Origin of the sequence: Staphylococcus sp. HGB0015, from assembly GCF_000411275.1 — a bacterium.
Classification (GTDB): domain Bacteria; phylum Bacillota; class Bacilli; order Staphylococcales; family Staphylococcaceae; genus Staphylococcus; species Staphylococcus schleiferi.
Window position 1 is genome coordinate 326252 of record NZ_KE150418.1, and the last position, 23095, is coordinate 349346.

Consider the following 23095-nt stretch of genomic DNA (forward strand, 5'->3'; position numbering starts at 1 on the left):
GGCTAGAGTGTCACTATTAAATCAAAGGTTAGTTAACTGGTTCAAAGCAAATAAGTAAATATTTTAAGTAACTATCAAAATAATATATTTAAGGAGAACATCAGTATGAAAAATAAATTACTTATAGTTATCAGCGCTATCTTTTTAACTTACTTTTTTATTATTCCAAATGCAATCGCTTCAGAAGATAATAGAGAATTAATTACAGATGTATTTAAAGAAAAAGGAAGTATAAATACAGCCAAATATGAAGGCGTAGATGGGCATCACTGTACAGCGGTTATGTTGACACCAACTGTAGGGTTAACTGCTAAACATTGTAAAGACGGTGAATTTGAAGAAGGAAATATAGGAAAAGTTTATCCAGGAGAATCAGGATTAGCTACAGAAGCAGGGAATATAACAGTGAGTACATTTAATCCTTATAGCACAGAAGACATTGCTTTAATTAAAGGATCAAACCCTACTCCTGCTTATAGTTATTATATGAAAGACGTAAAACTTTCAGTAAGAGGTGTAAAACCTTCAGATTTAAATGGAAAAAGTGTGTATTCAATAGGTTATCCTGCTGAAAAAAGTGGTTACAAGCAATATAAAACTAGAGGGAAAATAACATCTGTTAACGGTGAAAAATCTATACAAACAACTTTACAATCTAGTGCTGGTCAATCAGGTTCGGGAGTATTTTTAGAAGAAAATGATCAATTGATAGGCATACTTGTGCAAGGTAATCTTGATGGTTCAAATGTAGTTTTGATTAATTCTCAAATTTCAAATTGGATTCAAACAAAGAGTGATTATTTGCCTTTTTAGGCTGTAATGATAGATACAAACAAAAATAGCGAAATTAGACTTTCGATTCAAAAAAGCCCGTCTCATGCATTTTATATAATGCAGGGACGGGTTTATTGCGTTCCAAAAATTTTTAGATGACACTTTAACAATGCCAACTGTGACTGTGTTTTATTTTTCAAAAACGTCATGGTATTCAGTTGTTTTCTCTAAAACACTTTTAGCGAATGGGCAAGTGGCATGAATTTTAATATTGTTTTCACGCGCGTAATCAACGGCTGTTTGAACTAATTGTTTACCTACACCTTGACCTTTTAATTCGTCACCGACTTCAGTATGATCGATGATGATCCGACTGTTTCCAACAGGGACATAGGTCATTAAAGCTTGTAAATGATTTTCGTCTTCACCTACATAAAACTTATTATCTCCATGTTTAATTTCTGCCATACAATCATCACCTTTTCTTTTGTTATATACTTTATATACCACAAATCACATGAACTATGCACTAAAATACACTTACCCGTGTTGTACGGAGACAGAAACAAATTTTTAGGAAAAGCGTGATGCTTTCGCTTTTCACTTATTGCCTTAAAAGGTGTGTAATTCAACAGAAACTATGCCAAATGTAAGAATTATGATAAAATGAATTTATCTTTAATAGGTCAATATAATTGACTTACATAGTAATACAGTACAATCAACAGAGGAGTGAACAGTCATGTATAAAATTGCAATTGCAGGCGCAGGTGCCATGGGTGGTAGAATAGGGACTTCTTTAAAAAAAGCAGGTTACGATGTGACTTTGATTGATGATTGGGCTGAACATGTGCAGCGCATTAACAGCCGAGGTATGGAAATCAAAACTGAAAATGAAACGTATACCGTTGAAATTCCAGCCGTCTTGTCAAAAGATGTGTCAGAAACTTATGATTTAATTATTATTTTAACGAAAGCGATGCAATCTGAGGCAATGTTGACACGTTTGAAAGAAGCGGGTGCCATTCATGAACAAACAGCTATCTTGAGTATGATGAATGGTTTAGGTCACGATGAGCGTTTGTCAAAATTTGTACCGATGTCACAAATCTATTTGGCAGTGACAATGTGGACAGCCGGATTACGTGGGCCGGGTCAATTATTATTAGAAGGTGAAGGTGCTATTGAGTTTTATCGAGCAAGTGGTGATTCAGATGAACAAACAGAAATCATTTTCAAAGCATTGGATGAGGCGGGCTTACACCCTCACATCAACGACAATGTTTTTGAAGCGATATGGTCAAAAGCTACTTTAAATAGTGTCTTGAACCCTTTATGTACAATTTTAGATAAAACCATTTATGATTTCGGAAGCTATGATCATTCACGGAACATGATTGTACCGATTATCGATGAAATTGTGGCTGTCGCTAAAGCACGAGGTGTCGAATTAGATAAAACAGCATTAATTCAAAAAATTGAAGGGGCTTATCCAAAAGAAAAACAAGGTTTACATTATCCATCTATGCATCAAGACTATAAAAATGGTCGTCTGACAGAAATAGATTATTTAAATGGTCAAATTGCAAAATACGGAGAGGCGCTTCAAATTCCTATACCCGTCAATACAATGTTGACACATCAAATTCATCAATTGGAAATGAAACATAACCAAGCATAAGTGTTTTATCATAAAAAGAGGGATTGAGCAGTTGTATTGCTGCTCAATCCTTTTTTTAATGCATATTAAAGTGATGTTATCGTAATCTCGTTTGGTTTTGATGGGCTAATAAAGTATATGTTGTTTCAATATAAGGGATATGGAGGCCATATTTTTGACCTTCACGATAGATAAAGCCTTGAATCGTTTCTACTTCAATGGGTTGTTCGCTCATTGTGTCGTAATACATACTTGTAGCTGTGTCATCATTAAAGATTTGATAAGCTGCCATCACGTCATCGATAAATGAATCTTCATATATAACGCCAGCTGCATTTGCGACTTGTAAGCCTTCATTTAAAAGATTGCGACACAATTGTTCCATACGTGAGTCTTTTAATAAGCGTGCCGTATCACGACCTAAAGCGGTTAACGTGTTCATTCCAAGATTGAAGATGAGTTTAAACCAGATGGCTTTATCGATATCATCTTCTAAGATAAGAGATAACTGTGAATCTTGAATCTTTTCTGCGAATTGCTCTGTAAAAGCGTCACGGCGCAAATGAATTTTATAATCTTTGAAGTGTTTAACGACGTTGTCTTGTTTGGCACCACTAATATAAACGACGGCTTGATAAGCATGGTACGCTTCTAATTTTGGAAGTAAACCACTGCCGTTTTGTGCAAGAATAACGCGTGATTCGGAATGCGTGATGTTTTTAAGATCATCTAAAATGTTATCTATTTGATGTGTTTTCACTGCGATAAAAACAATATCATATACATCAGTGGCTTCTTTAAGGGCATGAACGTTGACTTGCTTCGTTTCAGATACTGCTTCGTCGACGTAAGTGACAGTTTTATTTTGTCTACCGAATAAAGTGACATCTTGTGTGTCGAGGGCGGATGCAATGGCTGTACCCACTGCACCTGGGCCGATAATCGCTATTTTTGTCATAATCACTCAACCTTTTCTGTTTAATACATACGTTGATTTTTATTACTATTAGGGTTATTACAAATTTAATGTATTATCTTTATATTTATTTGTAAAGTTGAAAGCTTTCGAATCTGTGGACATTTAAAATAAGAAAGACGTAAGATAAAAAGCGTAATGAGTCATAAAGGAGTGAGTATTTTGGCACGATTAGAAATCAACTATCTTTCTGAAACGATTGGGATGCATCAATCTTTAACGGTCATTTTACCTGATGACAAAAGCTACGTTCAACCCAATGTACAACCTAAACTATTACCGTCATTATTACTATTGCATGGCTTATCAAGTGATCACAGTGCTTACACGCGCTTTACAAGTATTGAACGCTATGCCAATGCGCATCAACTTGCAGTGATTATGCCCAATGCAGACCATAGTTTTTACACTAACATGGTCTACGGACATAGTTATTATGATTATATTCTAGAAGTTTGGGATTACGTGCACCAAATTTTACCTTTGTCTAAAGCACGAGAAGATAATTTTGTAGCAGGTCATTCAATGGGTGGCTATGGTACGATTAAATTCGCTTTGACAGCAGGTGAAAGATTTGCGAAAGCCGCGCCGCTCTCTGCTGCTGTCGATGTGAAAACACTTGCCCATTATACTTTCCCTGATTTCAAGCCTAAAGCGATTGCGGGTGAAGTCACAAAAGTTGAGGGGACACCTTTTGACCCTTACTATTTGGTAGACGAAGCGGTTAAAAAGCAAAAACAAATCCCTGAGTTTTTAATGATGTGTGGTACAGAAGATTTTCTTTATCAGAGTAACGTTGATTTTGTGCATTATTTACAACAAAAAGGTATCAGTTGTGACTTTAAAGACGGTACAGGTCGCCATGATTATGCTTACTGGGATAAGGCCATTCAAACTGTGATAGAGACTTTTATGAAAGACCATCATACGCGTGAAACGAAATAACAAAAAGAAGCACCTCAAAAGATCATTTACAGAAGATTTTTTGAGGCGCTTTATTTTTATATGAAGAGATGCATCACATTAACGCTTGTTCATGATGCATATGAGCTTATAAGATTATTGCAGTGATTTTGTATGGTTCTGATGACTTTCAGGATAATAGTTAAAGAATCTGAAAAACTTCACGCTTAAAATTGATTTAATAAAGTAGTCTAAACCAATTTTACCGCTATTATAGCCACCCATGAAAATAAAAATACTAATCAAAATGTAAAGTGGGTTAACTGATACAGTGCCTGCGAATAAGAACATGAAATTGAGTATTAAACCAACAAATGCACCCACTGAAGTGAATAAACCTAAGATTAATAATAAGCCTACAATGACTTCTAAGAGTGGGATGAGTACGTTAACTAAAGGTGTCATAGGTAAGACGACTGTTTTAAGAAACCATGTATAAATCGGGTATTGAACACCTGCTTCAGACATGACTGGATGTTGTACGGCATTTTGTAGAAAGCCGCCTGCATTAAAACCACCACTCAACAATTTTCCGAGCCCCGCTTTGAACCAGCTAATTCCTAAATATAAACGAAGTAATAACAAAATTACACTCGCAATTTTACTTTGTTGTAGCCATTTAATCATAATAAAGACCTCCCAATAGATTTAGAGATACAAAATGATTCTAGTATAATATTTATATCTCCTTTTTAATTTAATTATACTCAGTTGTGAATCAAATCACAACATTAAAATAGATTTGTTCACAAATCAGTCAAAAACTAAATTTAAATATTTATCATTTTTGGTTTTTATTGAAAATATCTGTGGTACGACAAGAAGATAGAGTAGGAAGGCACATCAATTTAAATATAGGAAGAAAGACTAACAAAGGCGTGAAGCGGAAATCTTTTCTCTTTTCCGTTCCACGCCTTTCTAAATCTAAAATTAAGGGCATTTCTATACGATTCTTTTAAAATGATGAGTTTCTGCACTGTAGGCGCAAATACATAGAGGTTTAAAAGTATGGTGATTTATCAGTGCGCAACAGGGCTTTGTACCCTCAATATGAGGAAAGGTTTGTCCCATTAGATTGAATCACCTCATGATACCAGTAAAAAGAATCTTTTTTCAAACGTGCTAATGAGCCATGCCCTTCGTCATCTTGATCAACATAGATTAAACCATAACGCTTTTTCATTTCTCCAGTTGTAAAAGACACAATATCGATAATGCCCCAAGGTGTATAACCGAGCAAGTCGACGCCATCTTCACCAACGGCTTGAATCGCAGCTTCAATGTGTTGTTTTAAATAATCGATACGATAGCTGTCATGGATTTCATTATTTTCGACTTGATCAACAGCACCGAATCCATTTTCTACAATAAATAAGGGGAGCTGATAACGTTCGTATAATACATTGAGCGTATAACGCAAGCCTATCGGATCAATCGCCCAGTCCCAATCACTTGATTCAATATAAGGGTTATTTACAGCGTTAGGTAAAGTGTAATTCATAATGTTATTTTCAGGTGAATCTTCGGCTTGATGTTTCACTGCAGTAGACATGTAGTAACTAAAACCGATGTAATCAACAGTCCCTTCTCTTAATAGAACATCATCTCCTTCTTGCCAACCGATGTCATAACCTTGTTTTTCAAACATTTTAACAGCGTAATGAGGATAATAGCCTCTAACTTGAACGTCTGGAAAGAAAAAGCGTAAACGATTTGCGATTCCATCATATCTTTAGGATGACAAGAATAAGGATAAATAGGGATATGCGATATCATTGCGCCTATTTGAAAGTTTGGATTAATTTGCTTCCCAATTTTGACCGCGCGTGCACTTGCAATGAGTTGATGATGTGCAGTTTGATATAACACTTCTTCAGGATTGTCTTCAGGGTTGAGCTGAACCCCTGAGTTGGTCCATAAAAACAGAGGATTTTGTACATCCATTTGGTTATTAATTTCATTAAAAGTCATCCAATATGTGACTTTATCTTGATAGCGTTCGAAGACAACTTCTGCAAAACGGGCAAAGCAATCCACGACTTTTCGATTTCGAAATCCGCCATAGGTGTGCGCAAGGTGGAGGGGCATTTCGAAATGAGATAAAGTAATGACGGGTTCAATCCCGTTCTCGATAAGTGTGTCTATGACTTTGTCGTAAAATTGTAAACCAGCTTCATTAGGAATCGTTTCATCGCCTTTTGGAAATATCCGCGTCCACGCAATGGAAGTGCGTAAGCATTTTAAGCCTAATTCTTTAAATAACGCGATGTCTTCTTGATATTGATGATAGAAGTCGATACCGAAATGATTAGGATAATAAGCATCAGGTTCCACATGTGTTGTAATTCTTCTTTCCTTACCATGAGCACCTGCAGTGATGACATCCATGACACTGAGTCCTTTGCCATCTTGATCATAGCCGCCTTCAAATTGATTGGCTGCGAGTGCACCGCCCCACATGAAATTTTGAGGTAATTGACCCATTTTCATACCACCTTTTCATATAATAGACTAAAGCATATTGTTCAAAGTTATTATAATTGTACCGGTACAATATGTAAAGGTCGTTCTTATTTTTAGAAGCATGCTATAATAAATCGATGTCTATTGAAAAGAGGGATTCAGATTGTTGAAGTATGAACAAATTGCACAACAAATCAATACATTAATTGAAAGTTCGAATTATCAGCCAGGTGATAAATTGCCGAGTGTGACGGCATTTAAAGACATGTACGACGTAAGTAAAAGTACGGTTGTTAAAGCGTTGACCTTGCTCGAACAAGATGGACGTATTTATCAAGCGCAAGGCAGCGGTATTTTTGTAAGAAATTCTAAAAGTAGCGATTATATCAATGTGTTTAAAACGAATGGATTTTCAAGTCATTTAGCGGAACACCATATGACAAGTGACGTTATCAAATTAGAATTAGTGACAGAGGTACCTAAGTCCGTGATGCAAGCACTTAAGTTAGGACCTGGGGAGCAGGTTTACTATTTGGAACGCGTGCGCTATATGAATGGCTTGATATTGTGCATCGAATATTCTTACTTTAATAAGCGCATTGTAAAGTATTTAAATCAAGAGCTTGCAGAAGGTTCTATTTTCAATTATTTACAAAACGATTTACAAATACGCCTTGGCTTTTCGGATATCTATTTCAATGTGGATCAACTCGATGAGAGGGAAGCGGATTTATTACAATTAAAAGCTGGCGCACCTTGTTTACGTTATCATCAGACATTTTACACATCTACAGGCCAACCTTTTGATGTTTCTGATATTACCTTTCATTATCAACATGCCCATTTTTATATTCCAAGTAAAAAGTAAATATGCGGGTTTAAAGTGAGTGGGTATTACGAAAATATGAACAACTGATAAAAGGATACGTCCAGGTTTTTCAATCAACGGAGAACAGTCTGAGTCATCATTGATATTGATAATTATTATCAATTGTAGCATACTTAGTTTATATAAGAAGTTCATGTATTAAACAGGAGGATGTCTATGATGAAAGATGTGACTATTATTGGCGGGGGTCCTGCGGGGTTATATGCGAGTTTTTACGCGGGGTTAAGAGGATTATCCGTAAGGCTCATTGATGTTCAAGATAAATTAGGTGGCAAAATGAACATTTATCCTGAAAAAATTATTTGGGATATTGGTGGTCTGGCACCGAAGCCTTGCTTTCAAATTATTCAAGATGTTGTTCAACAAGGACTTCATTTTAATCCAGAAGTCTGTTTGGAAGAACGTGTAATAGATATTACTAAAAAAGAGGAGCAGCATTTTGAAGTGACTACAGAACAAGGTCACGTTTATTCTTCAAAAGCGGTTATTGTTGCGATAGGTGGCGGCATCATAAAACCGAAGCAATTAGAAATTAAAGATGCTTCCAGATATGAACTGACAAACTTGCATTATACGGTTCAAGCTTTGAAACATTTTAAAAATAAAAATGTGTTGATTTCAGGTTCAGGTAATTCTGCATTAGATTGGGCCTGTGATTTGTCAGGTTATGCGAAAAGTGTCACTTTAGTTTATAGAAAAGATGAAATCCGTGGTTATGAAGCGATGAATCAAATCTTAGAAAAATTAGATGTTGAAAAAATGCCGAATACACACATTAAACAATTAATCGGGGATCAAGTACAGAACCGAATCAAAGAAGTGATACTTGAAAATTTAGAGACAGGTGACACGACGATAAAAAGTGTTGATGATGTGATTATTAGTCATGGCTTTGATCGAGAAAGTACATTGTTAGAGGCATCGACAGCACAATTAGATATGTTTGATTCCTATCGCATCAAAGGATTTGGGAATACGTCAACAAGTATTCCTGGTATTTATGCTTGTGGGGATATTGTCCATCACGATGCTAAAGTCCATTTGATCGCAAGTGCATTTAGTGACGCTGGGAATGCTGCAAATTTAGCAAAGCAATATATTGACCCTGAAGCTAGAAAAGAAGGTTACGTATCAAGCCATAACGAAGCTTTTACCGAATCGAATAAAGTGATTATGAAAAAATATTTATAAAGGATAGAGATTACGCGTGTGAAGTGTTACCTTAATGACAAGCTATTTTAAAGCTCTAATCCCCAAAAACAATTCTTGTGTGATGATGTTTTTCTCACAAGAGTTGTTTTTTTATTTATTAAAACATAAGATGTAATATTTTTATTTATCTCGTAAAAAGGCGCTATGACAAGGCTCTGCCAAGAAACAATAAAAAATTATAATAAGCGAAGTTCTTTTATTTGATTTATCTTTGGGGATGGTTTAAGCTTTAATCAATCGTGCACGATTGGAATAGGGGGAGATCAATTGTCTAGTGAGGAGATGAAGCTAGCAAATCAACTGTGTTTTTCTGCTTATAACGTAAATCGATTATTTGGAAAATTTTATGAGCATCAGCTCAAACCGTTTAAATTAACGTTTTCTCAATACCTCGTTTTATTAACGTTGTGGGAAGATAACCCCCAAAATCTGCAATCTATAGGGAGAAGGTTAGATTTAGGGAGTAATACGTTAACACCCTTGTTGAAGCGTTTAGAAGCTACTGGATGGATAAAGAGAGAAAAGTCAGAAACAGATAAGCGACATTTGTTGGTGAGTTTGACTGAAAAAGGGCACAGAGAGCAAGAAGCAATACATGAAGCAATTTCCGAGTGTATAGCCTCAAAATTTGATTTAGATGAATACTTAAAAGCAAAAGAAACAATGGATAAACTAGAGGAAACTCTAAAAAATATTACAAAGGATGAATAAGAATGAAAAAATATGACGTAGTATACTTAGGTAGTGGTCACGCAGCATGGCACGGTGCAATTGCATTAAAACACGCAGGTAAATCTGTCGCAATTATTGAAAAAGATCGTATTGCGGGAACATGTACAAACTATGGTTGTAACGCAAAAATCTTGTTAGAAAATCCATTTGAAGTATTAGAACAAGCGTCTCACTATCCAAACATTATTAATACAGAAAACTTAGAAGTAAACTGGGAAAATCTTATGAATTATAAACATTCAGTGATTGACCCAATGGCAGGTACAATGAAAGCAATCCTTGAACAACAAGGTATTGATATTATCGAAGGTGCTGGTAAAATCGTTGATGCACACACAGTTTCTGTTAATGGTGAAAACTACGAAGCTGAAAATATCGTTATTGCTACAGGTCAACATAGCAACGAATTAAACATTGAAGGTAAAGAATTCACAAAAAATAGTAGAGACTTCTTATCACTTGAAAGCATGCCAAACAGCATTACTTTCATTGGTTTAGGTATTATTAGTATTGAGTTCGCTTCAATCGCAGTTAAAGCAGGTGTGGAAACACACATGATTCATGTGGATGATCAACCATTAAGAGGCTTCTACTCTGCACACGTTGAAAAATTAATGGACAAATTAAAAGAAGAAGGCGTTCATTTCCACATGAGCGAAAATGTAGTTGCTGTTAAAGAAAACGGTACAAACTACGATGTTGTGACACAATCAGGTTTAACAATCCAATCTGACTACGTTTTAGATGCAACTGGACGTATGCCAAACGTTGAAGGTATTGGTTTAGAAGAAGTAGGTATTGAATACTCTAAATTCGGTGTAAAAGTTGACGAATATCTACGTACAAATGTACCTAACATTTACGCAAGTGGTGACGTTATTGAAAAAATGATTCCAAAATTGACACCAACTGCGACATTCGAATCTAATTACATCGCAGCACACATTTTAAAAATGAATGAAATGCCAATCCAATACCCTGCAATTCCATCTGTATTATATTCACTTCCAAGATTATCTAACATCGGTGTAGGTATCGAAGAAGCGAAAAATAACGACGAATACAAAGTGATCGACATTCCATTTGGTAAAAGAATGGTATTTGAATACAAAAATGAAACAGAAGCAGAAATGACAATCGTATTAGATAGCGAAAAACGCCTCGTTGGTGCGGCTATTTATGGTGACGACGCACCTGATTTGATCAACTTGCTTACATTCATTGTTAACCAAAAACTGACTGCAAGAGACTTAAATCAAATGATTTTTGCATTCCCAGGTTCTTCAAGTGGTGTGTTAGATCAATTGAAATTAGCGATGATGCTTTAATTAAATGCATATAAAAATGACTGAAATTGCACGGATGAGACAACCGAAGAGAGAGAAAATGTTTCACGTGTGACATCTATCATTTGTTTATTAATTAAAGATTATGAGTTATGAAAGACAGTGCGTGCACTCGCACTATCGCCCTAGATAAGGTAACGCCTTATCTAGGGTTTTTTATATTCTTCAAAAGTGGCTGGGCATTCGTTATGAGAACATGAGTCAGCAAGATTTGTTTGCTTTTGCTTTTCTTGTGCGTTGGATTGAGGCGTAATAATCAGTATGAGATTACATCAACCATCATTGGACACTATATTTTGGAATGAGAACAAGATTCATATTATACGAAAAGTGTATTTAGATGCAATTTGGGTATAGGTGTTGTGTTATCAAATTTAACAGCGAGAACATGTTGCTTTACTTTCGTTATAATCCGATTTAGTATAATTATTATACTAGGTATTGAATGATATGACTGTCATTTATGAATTAATACAGGTATGTTGTTTTAAAACCCATGAATGGAGTGTTTGCATTGGCGAAAAAGTATACCGGATCAGATATCAATGTCTATTTTGAGCCTAAACGATGTGTACATGCGACGGAGTGTGTTCGTGGATTAAGTCATGTGTTCGATGTCAATCAAAGACCGTGGATTAATCCGGATAACGATACTGCAGAACATATCGCTGAAGTGGTTGAGCGTTGTCCAAGCGGTGCGTTAACTTATGAGCTGGCTTCAAATGAGGTAGAATCACACGACGAAACGAGAGTCACTTATGGTGACAATGGAGAGATTTTCTTATATGGAGATTTTTCTCTTGTTAAAGACGGGGAAGTCATGCATTTAAATAGAGCCATTTTAACAACAGATGAGACTAAAACGGATGATCCGCCTTTTTATACGAAGAGCTTTCAAGGACAATCGGATAAGTCTCGTTACTACAAATCAATTCAAGATGACAATGAGAAGTAATGACAAAATACTGTGAACAGAAAAAGGAGGATAACAAAATGGAAGCAATTAAAAATATCCATCATATCTCAGCAATTGTAGGACATCCAAAAGAAAATAAACAATTTTATCAAGAAGTTTTAAATTTACGTTTGATTAAAAAAACAGTGAACTTTGACGATCCAGGCACATATCATTTATATTTTTCAAATGATAATGTAGACCCAGGTACAGTGATTACGTTCTTCCCATGGGCGAATGCCAGAGAAGGTCGTGTCGGAAGCGGTCAAGTAGGTCGTATTGCATTTAGAATCCCTAAAAATTCTAAAGACTATTGGATTCAACGTCTTAAAGACCATCATGTAGAAGTGACAGAAACATCTTTATTCCAAAGACCAACAATTGAATTTGAAGATATTCATGGTCTTGATTTAGCATTAGTGGAAAGCGATGAAGAAAGTGAGACGAATAGTATTTTAGGTTTTCATGGTTCCGTGTTGCTATCACTTCGTCCTATTGAAACATTAAAAGAATTAGTAGACGATTTAGGCTTAGTAGAGCTTGAACATACTGAAGATGCGTTCCACTTTGAAACAGTGGGCGAACTAAAACACCATATCATTATTCCGAAAACACCAATGAGAGAAGGCCGTTGGGGTGTAGGTACAGTACATCACATCGCGTGGTCTGTGGATGATGAAAATGTACAAAAAGATTGGCAAAACTATCTAGTGGGCGAAGGTTACCACGTGACTGAAGTAAAAGATAGAAATTATTTTAAAGCGGTATACACTAAAGAACGCGGTCATATCATTTTTGAATTTGCGACTGTTGGACCAGGTTTTGACCGTGATGAACCTAAAGATCAATTAGGTCAAAAATTAATGTTACCACCACAATTTGAAGCAAACCGTGAAGCGTTAGTTTCAAAATTACCAGAATTAGATTAACGATTGTAATATTTAAAAGCCGAGACTTTTTTCTAAAGGGAAAAGTCTCGGCTTTTTTATTTTAATTTATTAGGAATTTATACAAACGAAGTATTTATGACGAGACTCCTGAGGGAACAGGATGAGCCGAAGATTACAGGCTGAGGTTGTCCCCTCGGAAAGCGAAGTCATATAATACGAAGTTTCATCATAAGAAGAAAGCGCTAAGACAATTTTCTATTAAAAATCATCTTAGCGCTATTTATTATGGGATCGATGTCCCATCTTTTTTAACGTTCTTCAGCATTTTATGACTAAAAGTGATACATCGACAATAATGGGGCGTCCGAGACAATGCAGTTTTGGTATAGTTGAATTGGGCTGCGTCCCTCATCGGTTTTATGAGGGTTAAGAGTCGTTTACGGATAAAGGTGTAGCGATGTCCCAGGCGCCCCGAATTTTAAATTTGAATAGGTGATGCTGAAAAATCGTTATGCTTCACAATCATAAGCGGCTTGAATAATACCTTTCAGTTCGCTGATTAAAGGTTCTTTTGGATTGGCAGTTGTACATTGGTCTTCATAAGATAATTCAGCCATACGATCAATTGTTGCATTGAGTACTTCTTCTGTCACACCTTGTGATTTTAAGTTCATTTTTATTCCGACTGAATGACCTAACTCATATACAGCTGTAGCAAGTGCTTCCACAAGTTCTTCTGTTGTATTCCCTTTGAGTCCTAAGAATTTAGCGATGTCTGCATAGTCTGTATCCGCTCTGAAAAATTCGTATTTAGGGAAAAGTGTGTGTTTTTGCGGATCTCTAGCATTATAGCGAATAACATGTGGCAATAAGATTGCATTTGTACGTCCGTGTGGAATGTGATATTCTCCACCGATTTTATGTGCAATTGAGTGAGAGATACCTAAAAATGCATTGGCAAATGCCATACCTGCCATTGTTGAAGCGTTATGCATTTTTTCTCTTGAAATTTTATCCCCTTTTTCGACAGATGATTTTAAATATTCAAAAGTCAGTTTAATCGCTTGTAAACTTAAGCCTCTTGTATAATCAGATGCCATAACAGATACATAAGATTCAATGGCATGTGTTAAAACGTCCATCCCTGTATCTGCAGTTACACTTTTTGGCACACTCATCACAAATTGCGGGTCAACAATTGCAATGTCTGGTGTTAGCGCATAGTCAGCGAGAGGGTATTTCACATGTGTTTCACTATCTGTGATAACAGCAAATGGTGTCACTTCTGAACCTGTACCTGAAGTTGTAGGGATACAAATGAATTTTGTGTTTTCAGGTTTTCCAATTTTATACGTACGTTTACGGATGTCTAAGAATTTTTGTTTAGCGCCAAAGAAAGATGTTTCTGGGTGCTCAAAGAACATCCACATTGCTTTCGCAGCATCCATTGCAGAACCCCCACCAAGCGCGATGATTGTATCTGGTTTGAAAGTTGTAATCATATCGAGACCTCTATACACAGTATCTGTAGAAGGGTTCGGTTCAACTTCACTAAATACTTTAATTTGTGGTTCGATTTTTCTACGTCTGAGGACGCCTTCCACTAAAGAGGCATAGCCGAATTCCACCATACCTGGGTCACAGATGAGTACCACGCGTTCTACTTTATCCATTTCAGCTAAATAAAGAAGTGCATTTTGTTCAAAATAAACTTTTGGTGGTAATTTCACCCATTGCATATTGTTGCGGCGTTTTGATATCGTTTTAATATTAATTAAGTCTGTTGCAGAAACGTTATGAGAAACTGAGTTTTTACCATATGAACCACAGCCTAAAGTTAAAGAAGGAATTAATTCATTATACATATCACCAATACCTCCAGCAGATGATGGTGTATTTACAAGAATACGACAAGCTTTCATTCTAAGACCAAATTTTTCTTGGAGTTGTTCATCTTCAGTATGAATTACAGCTGTATGACCTAAGCCACCTAAATGTAGCATCGCTTCACATAAATCAAAAGCGTGCTCTGTTGAAGTTGCTTTGACCATCGCAAGGACAGGTGAGAGTTTTTCTTTTGATAAAGGATAGTCTTCACCGACACCTTTTAGTTCAGCGATTAACATTTTTGTGCCTTCTGGTACTTTAATTCCGGCCATTTCAGCAATTTTTACAGCTGGACGTCCTACGATGTCAGGGCGTACTGCAGAGCGGTCTTCCTTCATCACAGCTGCTTCTAATTTTTTGAGCTCATTATTTTTCACAAAATAACATTGATGTGCTTCGAATTCTTTTTTAACTTCTTGATAGATGTCTTTATCTACTATTGCAGCTTGTTCTGATGCACAAATCATCCCATTATCAAAAGTTTTAGAACCGATGATATCGTTGACAACACGTTTAATTTTAGCAGATTTTTCAACATAAGCAGGGACGTTACCCGGTCCAACACCTAAAGCAGGTTTACCTGTTGAGTAAGCAGATTTAACCATTCCTGAACCACCTGTTGCTAATACTAATGCGATGCTTTCATGGTTCATTAATTGTTTTGTCGCTTCAACTGATGGATGTTCAATCCATTGAATACAATGTTCTGGTGCGCCGGCACGGATGGCTGCTTCTAAAACAACTTGAGCTGCTGCTTTTGAAGATTGTTGTGCACTTGGGTGGAAAGCGAAGATGATTGGGTTACCTGTTTTAATCGCTATGATTGCTTTGAAGATAGTTGTTGATGTTGGGTTTGTTGTTGGTGTTACCCCACAAATGATGCCGACAGGTTCAGCGACATATGTTAAACCTCTTTGGTCATCTTGATCAATGATACCGACAGTTTGATCATCTTTAATGGAGTTCCAAATATACTCAGATGCATAGAGGTTTTTAATGGCTTTGTCTTCGTATACACCACGTCCTGTTTCTTCACAAGCATGGCGAGCAAGTGCCATATGTTGATCCACCGCAGCCATACTCATTTCATGAACGATGTGATCAATTTCAGCTTGTGATTTTTTTGAGAGTCCTTCAAGGGCAGCTTGGCCGTTTTGAGCGAGCAAATGAATCATTTCAAAAACTTCTGTTTCTTGTTTCTGTTCTTTTACTACTGTAGTCATATTGAATACCTCCCACTATATTGTGAATAATTTCACAATCATTATAGTATACTCTTATAAAAAGGTAAAGGTTTTTCATGTGAAGAAAATAAATTTTTAATAGAAAATAAGTGAATTATTATTATAATATGCATAGAAAAACGTTAGCATATAAGCATTTTTATTCTTAATTTTAAATTTGTTAAAAAACTGTGAATATTTTAAGAGTTTCGATTTATTTATGAGAACGGGCTATGTTACTATTGGTTTATAGTAATCATTTAAAAAAATAAAAGGAAGATGGTTATGGAAAGCAATGTGAAGTATCATAAATTTATTATTCCGATTGTGGTAGGTTTGTTAATTTGGGCATTGACGCCTTTCAAGCCTGACGCAGTGGATCCTCAAGCATGGTATATGTTTGCGATTTTCGTAGCAACGATTATTGCTTGTATTACGCAGCCGATGCCGATTGGCGCTGTTTCAATTATCGGTTTTACACTGATGGTCGCTTGTGGCATTGTTGATATGAAAACGGCTGTGCAAGGGTTTGGTAACAATAGCATTTGGTTGATTGCGATCGCGTTTTTTATTTCAAGAGGTTTTGTGAAAACAGGGCTAGGACAACGGATCGCATTACATTTTGTTAAAATATTTGGTAAGAAAACCCTCGGCTTAGCTTATTCGTTAGTCGGTGTGGATTTGATTTTGGCACCTGCAACACCTAGTAATACTGCACGTGCAGGGGGAATTATGTACCCTATCATTAAATCCTTATCGGAATCATTTGGTTCGTCACCAAAAGATCATACGGAACATAAAATGGGGGCTTTTCTTATTTTTACAGAGTTCCAAGGTAATTTGATTACAGCAGCAATGTTTTTAACAGCTATGGCGGGTAACCCATTAGCACAAAATCTTGCAGAGAGTACAGCTAAAGTACAAATTACATGGATGAATTGGTTTTTAGCCGCTTTAGTACCGGGTTTGATTTCTTTAATTGTTGTGCCGTTTATTATTTATAAAATCTATCCTCCAACGATTAAAGAAACACCAAATGCCAAAAGTTGGGCAGAAAAAGAATTAGAAAAAATGGGGAACATCGCATTACAAGAAAAGTTTATGATCGGAATTTTCTTAATTGCGCTTGTTCTGTGGATTATTGGAAGTTTTGTACATATTGATACAACGCTCACTGCTTTTATTGCATTATCTTTATTACTTTTAACCGGTGTTTTGAATTGGAAAGATATTCTTAATGAAACAGGGGCTTGGAATACTTTAATATGGTTCTCAGTACTGGTACTTATGGCTGGTCAATTGAATGAATTGGGCTTCATTCCTTGGTTGAGTCATGCGATTGCGCACAGCCTAGGTGGACTCAGCTGGCCTATTGTATTGGTTATTTTAGTCATCTTCTATTTTTATTCACATTATCTATTTGCAAGTGCGACTGCACATGTCAGTGCGATGTACGCAGCGTTATTGGGTGTCGCAATAGCAGCGGGTGCGCCACCATTGTTCAGTGCTTTGATGCTCGGCTTTTTTGGTAACTTACTTGCATCCACAACGCATTATAGTAGTGGACCTGCACCTATTCTTTTTGCGTCAGGCTATGTCAGTCAACAGCGTTGGTGGACGATGAACTTTATATTAAGTATCGTTTATTTTATTATTTGGTTAGGTATTGGCTCGCTTTGGATGAAACTGATTGGCATTATGTAAGTTGAGGCTTGCGATACCAATTACACAGCTATACAGCGTTTGAAGATGCGTCTTCAGCTGATACTTCGATCTTGAAAATGAAAATATGCTCTTTTCAAAGTGAACATTGAAAGCATGGGAACTTTGAAAGGAGCATATTTTTTATAGATAAGTGAGCCACAACGCGTGTTTGAAGTTGTGGCAACTAATGATGGCTTTGTTTTGAGCGCAAATCGTTGATGCGTCATCTTTTATTATGATTGAACGTCAACGATAAAGCCTTGTTGTTGTAGGTCACGAACGGCATTATCAAGTATTTTTTCGGAATCTGCTGAAATGGTATGCAAATGAATCAAGTCTGTTAGTTCTGCTAACATTGTGCCTTGATATTTTGCCATATCCTCAACAAAGGATTGAATATTTTCAATGGATTCAATCATCAATTCAGCTTGAATCGTACCGTAAATAGGGTGTTCGACAGAGACATTATCAATCATGGCACCATTTTCAACAATGGTTGTTAACTCTTTTTCGATTTGCGTGTGGTCATGCTCACACATGATGACACGTTTAAACGGTCTACCTTGAGGTTTATCATTGAAGAAATAACCTTTACTAGTAGAGTGAATAGGATAATTTTGTGTTTTTAAGTGAGAAATATCTTTAACAATTATTTGTCGAGAAATGCCAAACATTTCACTAAGATATGCGCCTTTAATGGGTCTATCCGAATGTTTGAGAAGCTCGACTATTTTTTTGCGTCTTTTTTCAGCTGGACTCATGGATGGGCACCCCTTTGAAAATATGATCAATTTGACTAAAGCACTGATCAATTTCATCGATTGTCGTCTCTTTTGAAAATGAAATTCTAATATATTGATCAGGTTCTAGTTGATCATTTTGAATTTTATGAATCAGGCCTTGACTCAATAATACCCCATGACCACAGGCTGTTCCAGTGGAAATGCATATATTCCGACTAGACAGTGACTGCATTAACCATTGACCTTCAAAGTGAGGTGTCATTAAACCTAAAATATGGGGTGCTTGCTGTTTAAACGTTAAGACTGTGAAACCAATCATTTCAGCGCGCTGTTTTGCATAGTGGTGGAGACGTTGTAAATGGTCGAAATGCGACGTTAAGGTCAAAGCCTTTGTCAGCGCAAGGATACTAGGCAAGTCTAATGTGCCATTACGTGTTCCCTGTTCATGAAAATAATGTGGATTTAAAGGACGGACATAAGCGTGAGATATGGCGAGTACACCGCTCCCTTTTGTCCCATGAAATTTATGCCCAGAAAACGAATAGGAAGTACAGATCTGATCGAGTGATGGGCGTTCAATCTTTTGTACGGCTTGAACACCGTCCACATGGAAAGGAATATGGTACTGATGTGCCAGTTTCGCTATCGCTTCAATAGGTAAGATGTAGCCTGTTTCAGAATTAACGTGCTGTGCGATGACTAATAAAGTGTCTTGATTGAGCAACTGTTCGAGCGCAACGATATCAATCTCAGCCTGGTCGTTTAATGGCATTTGAACGACTGTAATTTGAGGTTCGTATGGTGCCAGTGCAGCCCATATAGAAGGGTGTTCATAAGGGGAGACTACGACAGTCCCTTGTTCGTGAGACGCTAAATAATTTTGTATCGCGATTAAGTTGGCGTGTGAACCACTTGTCGTAAAAAGGATCTCTTTCGTCGTATTAAAGTAGCGTTGAATATAAGTCCGACATGAATGGAGTGTTTCTTTTATCATTTCTCCGCCAATGTGTAGACTTTCGCTATTAAAGTACATTGAGGCTTGTGCTTCTTGATAGAGCGATAGCACTTCAGAATCAGGTTTAGTTGTCGACGCATTGTCTAAATAAATCATTATTTTTTCCTCCACTTGCATTTATCGTTTTTTTGTGACAAAATCAGTGCGTATATAAATGTTAACATATATGTATATATTAGTGTAAATAGAGGTGTAAACAAATTGCGTGTTATTATTGTTGGTAGTGGTATTGCGGCTTTATCATTCATACGCGCTTTGAAATCAGACATTGAAGTGGTTTGTGTGACTAAAGATCACCTGAGTCAGAATAATAGTTACTTTGCACAAGGAGGCATTTGTTTTTCAAAATATGAAGAAGATCAAGGTGAACAGCATGCGCGTGATACGTTCGAAGCGGGTGCACAAATGGGAGATCTTCACATGCTTAAAACGGTGATCCAACAAAGTTATCCGCTCATCGAACAGTTGATAGATGAGGGTTTACCGTTTGATAGAGATGAAATGCAACACTTGCTTTATGGTATGGAAGGTGCACACCAGCTGCCTAGAATTTTACATGCAGGTGGTGATCAGACGGGTTATTTCATCGCACAACATATGGTTCATCATTTGAGTCATCCACGTCTCACAATTTACGAAGCGATGGAAGTCATCGACCTTGTCAAAAATAGTCATAATGAAGTGTGTGGTGTTTTAGCTATCGATGAAAATCAAATTCAGCGCATGATTGAAGCTGATGCTGTGGTATTTGCATCTGGAGGTGTGAGTAATGTTTTTACGACGCATTCGAATGTGTCTGAGAGTGTGGCGACCGGTGCTGTGATTGCTTTACGTCATCAATTGACACTAGAAAGTATGGAGATGATACAATTTCACCCAACCTTGTTGGGGACGCCTGATCAAGCTTATGGTCTCGTCTCGGAAGCTGTACGTGGCGCGGGAGGCGTGTTAATCAATGATGAGAATGTTGCATTCATGGATGATATTCATCCTATGAAAAGTTTGGCACCTCGAGATGTGACGAGTCGTGCTATCTTTCAACAACAACAGCAAGGTCACCAATGTTACATCGACATCAGTGAAGTGGCACATTTTGAACAACGCTTTCCTACCATTTTTAAAGCAATCCAACGGGACATGCCTCAAACATTAGCAGAAAAAAGAATCCCTATTACGCCCGGTGCGCATTATACGGTAGGAGGGATTCAAGCAAATATTCATGGTCAAACGCAAATCGAGAATGTATTTGCGATTGGGGAAGCCGCGTGTACTAATTTCCATGGTGCGAATCGTTTAGCGAGTAATTCATTGTTAGAAGGCTTAGTCATGGGAGCGAACTGCGCGGAAGTGATTAATCAACAGTTGGTATCTGTAGATTGGGAACCACAAGAACAAGTGTGTCATATTCCAATCATTGAGCGACAGCATGTGCAAAAAGTACAACAATATAGCTTTGAAGTTTTAGGTGTCGAGCGTGAACAAAAAGCGATGGCACACTATTTGCAAATGATTGAAACGTTATTAAATGATGCACCCCAAACAAGCACAGTAACGCATGAAATATGGCAAAATTACAGTATTCTCAAGTTGTTACAGACGATATGTCATTCCGCATTAAGGCGAGAAGAGTCAAGAGGTGTACATTATCGAAAAGATTATCCAACACGTGAAACAGCATGGCAAGACAAAGTGATAGAAATGAATAGGGGAGGTCAAGAACATGTTGAATCGGTTGTCCGTCAGAGAAAAAATCAATCAATATTACATTGAAGATAACCAACAGGGAGATTTAGCGACGCGCATTTTTGATCGTTATTCAGAAGGCACACTCATGATTAAAGCGAAAGAAGCGGGCATATTTTGTGGGGAAGTCATCATTGCAGAAGCTTTTGCATTACTCGATCCAACGACTGAAGTGGATCAAAAGATTAAAGATGGTGCATCAGTGCAGGCTGGAGATGTTATCGCAGAAATTACAGGCACGATCCCGACACTTTTAACGATGGAACGTATCGTATTAAATTTAATACAGCGCATGTCTGGGATTGCGACGATGACACAACGCATCTCACAACAAATTGCCCATACCGATGCACGCATTGTCGATACACGTAAAACAACGCCTGGACTAGCAATCTTTGAAAAGTATGCGGTAACCGTTGGAGGCGGATTGAATCATCGACGTTCGTTGAATGATGGTTTGATGTTAAAAGATAATCATATTGATTTTAGTGGCTCCATGAAAGAAGCGATTGAAAAAGCTAAAGGCTTTTTAGGACCAATGGATAAGCTAGAAGTTGAAATCGAAAATGAAACGATGTTGAAAACAGCGATAGCAGCAGGTGTAGATGTCATTATGTTTGATAATCAACAACCCGAATGGATACAGCAACATATTCATCTCGTTCCAGACTTTATTCAAACAGAGGCTTCGGGCAATATCAACGAAGAGAATGTTGTCGCGTATGCCAAAGCGGGTGTTGATTTTATTTCTATGGGTGCTTTATTTTATGCTTCAAAAGCGCTTGATATTTCTGCAAAGGTTGTGATGTAAATGTTTAATCCGATGTTAACAGCGACAAAATCTATTCCTGAACACTATTTGCAAATGACGCAGGAAGAGTTGAAAAATCATATTCAATCGATTAAAGACACGTTGGGAGACCGTTTGTTTATGCCGACACATCATTATCAAAAAGATGAAGTGGTTCAATTTGCTGATATTACGGGTGATTCATTAGAGTTAGCACGTATTTGTAAAGCAAACACGCAAGCGGAATATTTTGTATTTAACGGTGTGCATTTTATGGCAGAAACGGCAGACATACTCACAGACGACCATCAAGATATTTATTTGCCCGATTTATCTGCAGGGTGTTCCATGGCGGATATGGCGAATATTCAACAAGCGCTTCATAGCTATGATGTCCTCACACAACACTATCATCTAGATATTTTGCCACTCACTTATGTTAATTCGACAGCAGCCATTAAGAAATTTGTTGGTGAACATGGAGGCTCTTGCGTCACAAGTGGCAATGCAAAATCAGTTGTCAAATGGGCGTTGCAACAAGGTAAAACGATTTTGTTTTTGCCTGATCAACATTTAGGTCGCAATACGGCCTATGATTTAGGTGTACCTTTAGAACACATGGCAGTCTGGGATCCAATAAAAAAACAATTAGATTATGATGGACGTCATGATCAATTGCGTATTGTATTGTGGAAAGGACATTGTTCTGTTCATGAGAAATTTCATAAAGCGCATATTGAAATAGGGCGTGAAAAAAATCCAGAAGTGAACGTGCTCGTGCATCCAGAATGTCCGTTTGATGTGGTTCAAGCAGCTGATTATGCAGGTTCGACACGTTATATTATCGATAAGATTAAAAATGCACCAAAGGGGTCGCATTGGCTTATTGGAACAGAGATGAATCTTGTAGAGCGATTGAAAAAGACGTATACCGATCTGCATATTGAATCGTTAAACCCACTGATGTGTGCGTGTCTGACAATGAATCGCATTGATTTACCTCATCTTGCGTGGTGTTTAGATAAGATTATGGATGGAGACCGAGATCAAATTATTAAGGTAGACCAAGAAACTGCAAAGTATGCGAAACAAAGTTTAGATCGTATGCTCAGTATCACATAAAATAAGAG

The 23095-nt window shown here is 37.0% G+C and carries 19 protein-coding genes and 1 pseudogene; 13 read left to right on the plus strand and 7 right to left on the minus strand.

The window, feature by feature from the left end; translation table 11 throughout:
- The first annotated feature begins 105 nt into the window (after positions 1–105).
- Positions 106–813, plus strand: a complete 708-nt coding sequence (locus HMPREF1208_RS08150; RefSeq protein WP_016425883.1) for a trypsin-like serine peptidase — start codon at positions 106–108, stop codon at positions 811–813.
- Positions 814–963: 150 nt separating this feature from the next.
- On the opposite strand, the gene HMPREF1208_RS08155 is transcribed toward HMPREF1208_RS08150, so the two are convergent.
- Positions 964–1242 carry a GNAT family N-acetyltransferase gene (locus tag HMPREF1208_RS08155; RefSeq protein ID WP_016425884.1) on the minus strand — a complete coding sequence of 93 codons (279 nt, stop codon included), beginning with the start codon at positions 1240–1242 and terminating at the stop codon, positions 964–966.
- Between the two features lie 274 nt (positions 1243–1516).
- On the opposite strand from HMPREF1208_RS08155, the gene HMPREF1208_RS08160 reads away from it, so the two are divergent.
- Positions 1517–2455, plus strand: a complete 939-nt coding sequence (locus HMPREF1208_RS08160; RefSeq protein ID WP_016425885.1) for a ketopantoate reductase family protein — start codon at positions 1517–1519, stop codon at positions 2453–2455.
- 76 nt (positions 2456–2531) lie between these two features.
- Here the strand turns inward: HMPREF1208_RS08160 and HMPREF1208_RS08165 are convergent, their stop codons facing one another.
- Positions 2532–3392 carry an oxidoreductase gene (locus HMPREF1208_RS08165; RefSeq protein WP_016425886.1) on the minus strand — a complete coding sequence of 287 codons (861 nt, stop codon included), beginning with the start codon at positions 3390–3392 and terminating at the stop codon, positions 2532–2534.
- Positions 3393–3572: 180 nt separating this feature from the next.
- On the opposite strand from HMPREF1208_RS08165, the gene HMPREF1208_RS08170 reads away from it, so the two are divergent.
- Positions 3573–4355, plus strand: a complete 783-nt coding sequence (locus HMPREF1208_RS08170) for an alpha/beta hydrolase (protein WP_016425887.1) — start codon at positions 3573–3575, stop codon at positions 4353–4355.
- A 114-nt stretch (positions 4356–4469) separates the two neighbouring features.
- Here the strand turns inward: HMPREF1208_RS08170 and HMPREF1208_RS08175 are convergent, their stop codons facing one another.
- Positions 4470–5000 carry a DoxX family membrane protein gene (locus HMPREF1208_RS08175; RefSeq protein WP_016425888.1) on the minus strand — a complete coding sequence of 177 codons (531 nt, stop codon included), beginning with the start codon at positions 4998–5000 and terminating at the stop codon, positions 4470–4472.
- 418 nt (positions 5001–5418) lie between these two features.
- Positions 5419–6857, minus strand: a pseudogene (locus tag HMPREF1208_RS08180) (6-phospho-beta-glucosidase).
- A gap of 142 nt (positions 6858–6999) precedes the next feature.
- Between HMPREF1208_RS08180 and HMPREF1208_RS08185 the strand changes: the two are divergent.
- The 6 genes from HMPREF1208_RS08185 to HMPREF1208_RS08210 all read left to right on the plus strand — a co-directional run bounded on the left by HMPREF1208_RS08185 (position 7000) and on the right by HMPREF1208_RS08210 (position 12899).
- The gene (locus HMPREF1208_RS08185; RefSeq protein WP_016425891.1) at positions 7000–7704 is read left to right on the plus strand and encodes a GntR family transcriptional regulator; all 705 of its coding nucleotides are present in this window, start codon (positions 7000–7002) and stop codon (positions 7702–7704) included.
- A gap of 180 nt (positions 7705–7884) precedes the next feature.
- Positions 7885–8916, plus strand: coding sequence for an NAD(P)/FAD-dependent oxidoreductase (locus tag HMPREF1208_RS08190; RefSeq protein ID WP_037559540.1), 1032 nt, complete (start codon positions 7885–7887; stop codon positions 8914–8916).
- A gap of 288 nt (positions 8917–9204) precedes the next feature.
- Positions 9205–9648, plus strand: coding sequence for a MarR family winged helix-turn-helix transcriptional regulator (locus HMPREF1208_RS08195; RefSeq protein ID WP_016425893.1), 444 nt, complete (start codon positions 9205–9207; stop codon positions 9646–9648).
- 2 nt (positions 9649–9650) lie between these two features.
- On the plus strand, positions 9651–10997 hold the full coding sequence (locus HMPREF1208_RS08200; RefSeq protein WP_016425894.1) for a dihydrolipoyl dehydrogenase family protein: 1347 nt from the start codon (positions 9651–9653) through the stop codon (positions 10995–10997).
- A gap of 523 nt (positions 10998–11520) precedes the next feature.
- Complete coding sequence (locus tag HMPREF1208_RS08205; RefSeq protein WP_228480301.1) at positions 11521–11970, plus strand: (4Fe-4S)-binding protein; 450 nt, start codon at positions 11521–11523, stop codon at positions 11968–11970.
- Positions 11971–12008: 38 nt separating this feature from the next.
- Positions 12009–12899: a VOC family protein gene (locus HMPREF1208_RS08210; RefSeq protein ID WP_016425896.1), complete on the plus strand. Its 891-nt coding sequence runs from the start codon at positions 12009–12011 to the stop codon at positions 12897–12899.
- Between the two features lie 470 nt (positions 12900–13369).
- Here the strand turns inward: HMPREF1208_RS08210 and adhE are convergent, their stop codons facing one another.
- The gene (gene adhE / locus HMPREF1208_RS08215; RefSeq protein ID WP_016425897.1) at positions 13370–15970 is read right to left on the minus strand and encodes a bifunctional acetaldehyde-CoA/alcohol dehydrogenase; all 2601 of its coding nucleotides are present in this window, start codon (positions 15968–15970) and stop codon (positions 13370–13372) included.
- 285 nt (positions 15971–16255) lie between these two features.
- Here adhE and HMPREF1208_RS08220 point away from each other — a divergent pair, with 285 nt between their 5' ends.
- Complete coding sequence (locus HMPREF1208_RS08220; RefSeq protein WP_016425898.1) at positions 16256–17674, plus strand: anion permease; 1419 nt, start codon at positions 16256–16258, stop codon at positions 17672–17674.
- 233 nt (positions 17675–17907) lie between these two features.
- On the opposite strand, the gene HMPREF1208_RS08225 is transcribed toward HMPREF1208_RS08220, so the two are convergent.
- Together HMPREF1208_RS08225 and HMPREF1208_RS08230 are read right to left on the minus strand one after the other, a co-directional pair.
- Positions 17908–18435, minus strand: a complete 528-nt coding sequence (locus HMPREF1208_RS08225; RefSeq protein ID WP_016425899.1) for a transcription repressor NadR — start codon at positions 18433–18435, stop codon at positions 17908–17910.
- Complete coding sequence (locus tag HMPREF1208_RS08230) at positions 18422–19528, minus strand: cysteine desulfurase family protein (protein ID WP_016425900.1); 1107 nt, start codon at positions 19526–19528, stop codon at positions 18422–18424. Before HMPREF1208_RS08230 ends, HMPREF1208_RS08225 begins: the two co-directional genes overlap by 14 nt.
- A gap of 105 nt (positions 19529–19633) precedes the next feature.
- On the opposite strand from HMPREF1208_RS08230, the gene HMPREF1208_RS08235 reads away from it, so the two are divergent.
- Genes HMPREF1208_RS08235 through nadA form a run of 3 tightly spaced genes read left to right on the plus strand, consistent with a single transcriptional unit; the run spans position 19634 to position 23087 of the window.
- The gene (locus tag HMPREF1208_RS08235; protein ID WP_016425901.1) at positions 19634–21202 is read left to right on the plus strand and encodes an L-aspartate oxidase; all 1569 of its coding nucleotides are present in this window, start codon (positions 19634–19636) and stop codon (positions 21200–21202) included.
- Complete coding sequence (nadC, locus tag HMPREF1208_RS08240; RefSeq protein ID WP_016425902.1) at positions 21153–21986, plus strand: carboxylating nicotinate-nucleotide diphosphorylase; 834 nt, start codon at positions 21153–21155, stop codon at positions 21984–21986. The genes HMPREF1208_RS08235 and nadC overlap by 50 nt, the downstream gene beginning before the upstream one ends.
- Positions 21987–23087 (plus strand): quinolinate synthase NadA, encoded by a 1101-nt coding sequence (nadA, locus tag HMPREF1208_RS08245; protein WP_016425903.1) that lies wholly within the window; start codon positions 21987–21989, stop codon positions 23085–23087.
- The last annotated feature ends 8 nt before the right edge of the window (positions 23088–23095 follow it).